1 protein-coding gene is annotated in these 281 nt (G+C 59.1%); it reads right to left on the bottom strand.

The genetic code is table 11. The features are described from left to right. Positions 1-281: TetR family transcriptional regulator C-terminal domain-containing protein (locus tag AAEZ09_RS28070; RefSeq protein ID WP_350601607.1), on the bottom strand; the 281-nt coding region annotated here is incomplete at both ends.

Here is a 281-nt window from a genome sequence, read left to right as displayed (position 1 = left end):
CAATGTTGCCGCTCACTTTCATGCGCAGCAGCGCGCCTTCCCAGGCATTGCTTATGAATTCCGCGAGGGCTGGGCAATCGCAGTCGGAGGCGATCTCGCCAGCGCTGCGCGCCTGCTCCAGACAAGTCGCGAGCAGATAGACGGATTGCTCAAGTATCTCGCTGAGCCGATTCGAGATGGGCGGGCACAGCTCGGCCATCTCGAAACTCAGACTGCCGATAAAGCAGTGATATTCGGGCCTTTCCTTGCGGGCAAAGTGCGCAACGAGATCGGCGTAGTAG

The organism is Pseudomonas sp. 65/3-MNA-CIBAN-0223, from assembly GCF_040310425.1.
Classification (GTDB): Bacteria; Pseudomonadota; Gammaproteobacteria; order Pseudomonadales; family Pseudomonadaceae; genus Aquipseudomonas; species Aquipseudomonas gregormendelii.
This window is presented reverse-complemented; position numbering and strand designations above follow the sequence as displayed.